4 protein-coding genes are annotated in these 5,561 nt (G+C 65.0%); all 4 read right to left on the bottom strand.

The window, feature by feature from the left end; genetic code table 11:
* Window positions 1–221: 221 nt before the first annotated feature.
* Window positions 222–920 carry a transglycosylase family protein gene (locus L979_RS08625; protein WP_052209701.1) on the bottom strand — a complete coding sequence of 233 codons (699 nt, stop codon included), beginning with the start codon at window positions 918–920 and terminating at the stop codon, window positions 222–224.
* Window positions 921–1,438: 518 nt separating this feature from the next.
* Window positions 1,439–3,637, bottom strand: a complete 2,199-nt coding sequence (gene ligA, locus L979_RS08620) for an NAD-dependent DNA ligase LigA (protein WP_231559473.1) — start codon at window positions 3,635–3,637, stop codon at window positions 1,439–1,441.
* 51 nt (window positions 3,638–3,688) lie between these two features.
* On the bottom strand, window positions 3,689–4,732 hold the full coding sequence (locus L979_RS08615) for a MaoC/PaaZ C-terminal domain-containing protein (RefSeq protein ID WP_047691640.1): 1,044 nt from the start codon (window positions 4,730–4,732) through the stop codon (window positions 3,689–3,691).
* Between the two features lies 1 nt (window position 4,733).
* Window positions 4,734–5,561, bottom strand: an 828-nt coding sequence (locus tag L979_RS08610; protein WP_047691638.1) for a 3-oxoacyl-ACP reductase, incomplete at its 5' end; no start/stop codon positions are given.

Raw genomic sequence — 5,561 nt, 5'->3', positions numbered from 1 at the left:
CGGCCGTGGCGCAAGACCCCTACCCATGCTCATCTGTGAAGGGCCCGCTTTGGACGGGTGGGCCCACCACGCCCATTGCTGACTCGGCCGGCCAGGCCGGCTCAGTGGGCCGTGCAGCCCGATTGCGCACATGACAGGACCCCGCCACCGCGAAAGCGGTGACGGGGTCCTGGTGCATGGATGGTGACGCGCGGTCACCTCATCCCGTGATCAGGCAGAGATCAGGCGGGGATGTTCAGGGTCTGACCCACAAAGATCAGGTTGGCGTCGGCCACGGTGCCGGAGTTGGCAGCGTAGAGAGCTTCCCAGCCACCCTGGATGCCGAGCTTGTTGGCAATGGCGGACAGGGAGTCACCGGCCTCAACGGTGTAGGTGCCTGCAGCCGGAGCGGTCTGGACCTGCACGGGGGCAGCCGGTGCGGTGTACTCAACAACCGGGGCTTCCTCAACAACCGGAGCCGGAGCGGCAACGGGGGCCTCAGCAACGGGTGCCTCGACAACCGGGGCCTTCTCAGCCACGGGAGCAGGAGCAGCAGCGGGAGCCGGGGCCGGAGCAGCCTGAGCCGGGGTGGACTGGGTGGAGACGCTGGAGGTGGTGCCCCCCAGGCCCAGCGGGCCACACTTCGGCCAAGCGCCGATGCCCTGGCCAGCCAGAACGTTCTCAGCCACGCGGATCTGCTCGGCCTTGGAGGCGTTGGCAGCAGAGCCGGAGCCACCGTAAGCAGCCCAAGTGGAGGGGGAGAACTGCAGGCCACCGGAGTAGCCGTTACCGGTGTCGATGGACCAGTTGCCGGAGGACTCGCACTGCGCAACGGCATCCCAGTCAACGGCGTTGGCGGGAGCGGAGGCACCAGCCAGGGCGAAGCCGCCCAGAACGGTGGCGGTGCCGGCAACGATGGTCTTCTTGAAGTTCTTGTTCACAACTAGCTCCTGTGCGGTCCCGTCCACGCTCGTGCCGTCCCCGGCGTCTTTGCGTCGCTGTCTTCCCGAATCAGTTGGATCGAGGTTCAGGCGTTGCTCGCAGACAGCGATGACGGTTGAGCAACACCCGGGATTCGTTGGTGTTGATCCGGCATGGAGCCAGATCTGGGGTGAATCCCCTTGGCCGGGGAGTCCCCGTGGGAAGTTCGAAGATCACGTTACAGTAACGATTTTGAAACTGTCACCCCCTGGGGGCTGTGATCCGAGTCAAACTGGAAGGTTGTGCTCGCATTTGCATGGAAACAACCGGGCAATGCGGCCCTCACAGCTCGGACCTGATCCCGCACAAATGGGCTGAACACCCCGCGAAATCAAGGTAACAAGACCATAACAGCCGGATCACGGAATGGTCACGACCTTTGTGACCGACTCCACGCCGCATTGTCGACATGTCCCCAAATGTGGGGTACGTCACAGGTGATCAGCGGCGTGTCTCATCCCAGAACCCAGCTCAGAACTCAGTCCTGAGCCACTGCGTCCGCGGCCGAGACGGCATCCGCACCGCCCTCCAGCAAGGCCTGGAACCCGGCCTCGTCCAGGACGGGCACGCCCAGGGACTCTGCCTTCTCCAGTTTGGAGCCTGCGGAGGCTCCCGCCACCAGGAAGTCGGTCTTCTTGGACACGGATCCAGAAGCTTTGCCGCCGCGGACCAGGATGGCTTCCTTGGCGGAGTCCCGTGAGAAGTTCTCCAACGTTCCGGTGACCACCACGGTCAGGCCCTCCAGGACCTTGGGGGTGGAGTGATCAACCTCGTCCTCCATCCGCACGCCAGAGGCGGCCCAGGTGTCCACGATCTCCTGGTGCCAAGGTTCTGCAAACCACTCGCTGACCGCACGCGCGATGGTGGGCCCCACCCCGTCCGTGGCAGCAAGGTGCTCCTCCGTTGCACTGCGAATGCGATCCATGGAGCCGAAGGCTGTGGCCAAGGACCTGGCGGCCGTGGGGCCCACGTGACGGATGGACAGTGCCACCAGGACCCGCCACAGAGGTTGCTGCTTGGCCTGTTCGAGTTGATCGAACAACCGCTTGGTGTTGGCGCTGGGCACGGATTCCTTCTTGGCCGTGGCCTTGGTCCAGAAGTAGGGCACCAGCTCCGTGGCCCCTTCCCCTGCCGATTTTCCGCGCTTGGGCCGGGTGATCATGACCTCAGCCAGGTCATCCGGCGTGAGGTCAAAAAGCTGGGCTTCCGAGGTCAGCGGCGGCGTGCCTGAGTCCGGGGCGGTCAACGCCTTGGCGGCTTCCTCCCCCAGTGCCTCGATGTCGAAAGCTCCGCGGCCGGCCGCGTAGAACACGCGCTGGCGCAGCTGTTCAGGGCAGGATCGGGAGTTTGGACAGCGGATGTCCACGTCCCCCTCCTTGGCCGGTGCCAACGTGGTGCCACAGGACGGACACTGGGTGGGCATCACGAATTCGCGTTCACTGCCGTCCCGCAGCGCCACCACCGGTCCCACGATCTCCGGGATGACGTCCCCGGCCTTGCGCAGCACCACGGTGTCCCCGATCAACACGCCTTTGGCCTTGACCACGTCTTGGTTGTGCAAGGTGGCCATGGACACCGTGGACCCTGCCACGGTGACCGGCACCATGATCCCGAACGGGGTCACCCGTCCAGTGCGCCCCACGCCTACGGCTATATCCAATAGTTCAGTAAAGACTTCCTCCGGAGGGTATTTGTAGGCCACCGCCCACCGCGGAGTGCGGGAGGTGTGCCCCAGTTGCCGCTGGGTGGAACGGTCATTGACCTTGACCACAATGCCGTCAATCCCGTGGACCAGGCTGTGGCGTTTGTCCCCATACTCCTGGATGTAGTCCAAGATCTGATCCACGGAGGTGAAGACCTGTGAGTAGGGGCTCACGGGCAAACCCCAGGCCCGCATGTGGTCATAGACCTCAGACTGCTGGGTGATCTCCAGCCCGGTGGCCGCGCCGATGCCATGGACGTACATGGACAGTGGCCGCTTGGCGGTTTCGGCAGGGTCCTTCTGGCGCAGGGAGCCCGCGGCTGAGTTTCGCGGATTGGCAAAGGGAGGTTTGCCCTCCGCCACGCGCTCCTGATTGACCCGTTCAAAGTCCTGGGTGGAGATGAAGATTTCCCCGCGGATCTCGATTTCCTCAGGGATCTGCTCCCCGGTGAGCTGTGCGGGGATGGTCTTGATGGTCTCCACGTTATGCGTGACGTCCTCCCCGGTGGTGCCGTCCCCACGGGTGGCAGCGCGCACCAGGCGTCCCTGCCGGTACAGCAGGTTCACGGCCAGGCCGTCGATCTTCAGCTCCGTGAGCCACTCGAGGTCAGGGGCGCCGTGCAGGGCGGCCACGGACGATTCCGCACGAGCAAGCCACGCAACAAGTTCCTGGATGGAGAACACGTCCTCCAGGGAGTACATCTTCTCCAGGTGCTTGACCGGAGCGAAAGCAGCAGAGACCTCGCCCCCGACCTCCTGTGTAGGTGATTCGTTACTTCGTAGGACAGGATATGAGACCTCGAACGCGCGCAGTCGCTTGAATAAGTAGTCATACTCTGCGTCAGAGATGGTGGGCGCATCACGGTCGTAATACGCAGCGCGGGCTGCTCGAATCTCTTCTATCAGCGACGCGTATTCTTGCTGGTCCTGATCTGAGGGGCGATCGGTCCGGGGAGTCTCAATCTGGGTGCTCACGCAGCCATTGTGGACCACACCTCTGACAACACAACTGCCCGGACCGATCACTCACCGCTGCACCGTCAAGGTGGCGTGCGGCTTGCGCTTCTTGGCGTTCCACACCGTCACGGTGGCCTCCCGCAGGCCCTCTGCCCGGCCCGTGCGGTCAACCGCCACAGCCACGGAACTGGGCAGCACCAACGGCGTGTGGAACTCAACCTCCCAGGTCATGGGGGCTTGGGCACCCACCATGGCCAGGGCGCGGGAGGCGGTGTACATCCCATGGGCAATCGCACCCTTCATGCCCAGTGCCTTGGCGCTGGGCCCACTGAGGTGGATCGGATTGACGTCCCCGGAGACTGCTGCGTACCGCCGCCCCGTGTCCGCACCCAAACTCCAGCGCGCTGTGGGGACAGGTGGTGTGAATTCCGGGCGCTGCTGGCTCTCACCGGAGGCTGTTTCTCCCCCGGCCTCCGAACTCAGCTGGACACCTCGTGCCAGATACACGGAGCGCCCGGTCCACACGGGCTCCACCATCCCGGCACCACGGGCGTCGTCGTCGTTGCCCCGCGGACTGCGCCGCAGTTCGACGACGACGTCCACCGCCGCCCCGGCCCGATGCTTCCGCAGATCCTGTGCCCACACGGTGACGTCCAAGGACTCCCCTACCAGCACCTGTTGGGTGTGATGGACGTGATTGGACAAATGGACCAGCCCAACGGTGGGCAGAGGGAAGTCATCGCGGGTGAGCAAGGCCATGGCGGCGGGGAAGGCCAAGGCGTGGAGGTAACCGCTGAAGGCGACCTCACGGCCCTTCTCATCCACCCGAACCGGGGCCTCCACCACCTGGCAGAAGGCAGAGTTGCCGTGGGCCTCCACCTTCACCCCGGGGACCTGGATCTGGATGTTGGGCAGGCGGAGGGTGGTCCGGCGTCGTGTGGCACCGGAACGCCCGGGCAGGGGAAGTGGAGTGCTGCGCAGAGCACGCCGGACTCCGGCCGTGGCACCGCGGCCCACCAGTTGCCCTGCCGCCTTGGCGTACATGCCGCCCAGGGAGGGCATGGACTCCAACAGGATCTTTTGACGGGCAGGCTGCAGATCATGGGCACTCATCTCAGGCACCCACCAAGTTCTGACCGCACACCCGCAACGTCTGACCACTGATACCCGCGGCGGAATCAGAGAGCAGGAAGGCAATTGCCTCTGCCACGTCCAGCGGCAGCCCACCTTGCTGCAGAGAGTTCAGACGGCGGGCCACCTGGCGGCGAGCCAGCGGAATCTTGGCCGTCATCTCCGTCTCGATGAACCCCGGCGCCACGGCATTGGCCGTTCCACCGCGGGCAGCAAGAATCGGGGCCAGACCGGCCACCATGCCCACCACACCGGCCTTGGAGGCCGCGTAGTTGGTTTGACCGCGGTTGCCCGCCACACCGGAGGTGGAGGCCAGGCCCACCACGCGCAACCCATCAGCCATGGGATCAGCCAGCAACTGCTCCGTGATCCGCAAGGGCGCCTCTGTGTTGACTGCCAACACGGAGGCAAATTTGGCTTGGTCCATGTTGGCCAGCATCTTGTCCCGGGTGATGCCGGCGTTGTGGACAATGCCGTCCAGCCGACCATAGCGGGAGCGGCAGTGCTCCAGGATGCGCTGACCTGCATCCTCTGCCGTCACGTCCAAGCTCAGCGACGCCGTTTCCAACTCATTGGCCAGGGTGGACAACGGCTGGCCTGCAGCGGGCACATCCACCGGCACCACGTGGGCACCCTGGGTGTGCAGCAGCCGTGCGATCTCCTCCCCGATGCCGCGTGCCGCCCCGGTAACCACCACAACGCGCCCGGACAGCGGAGTTTCGCCCTGAGGCGCCTGCACCAGATCGGCGGGCCCCTGGTCCGTGCCCACCACCAGGAACTGGCCGTCCACGAACGCACTGCGGCCTGAGAG

Origin of the sequence: Kocuria sp. ZOR0020 (genome assembly GCF_000800955.1) — a bacterium.
In the GTDB taxonomy this organism is placed as follows: Bacteria; Actinomycetota; Actinomycetes; order Actinomycetales; family Micrococcaceae; genus Kocuria; species Kocuria subflava.
Note: the sequence above shows the minus strand (reverse complement) of the source record. Positions and strands in the feature narration are given on the sequence as shown.

Excerpts from the sequence above, each read along its gene's own strand:
- L979_RS08615 (WP_047691640.1), bottom strand. The coding sequence starts at position 4,732 with ATGAGTGCCCATGATCTGCAGCCTGCCCGTCAAAAGATCCTGTTGGAG.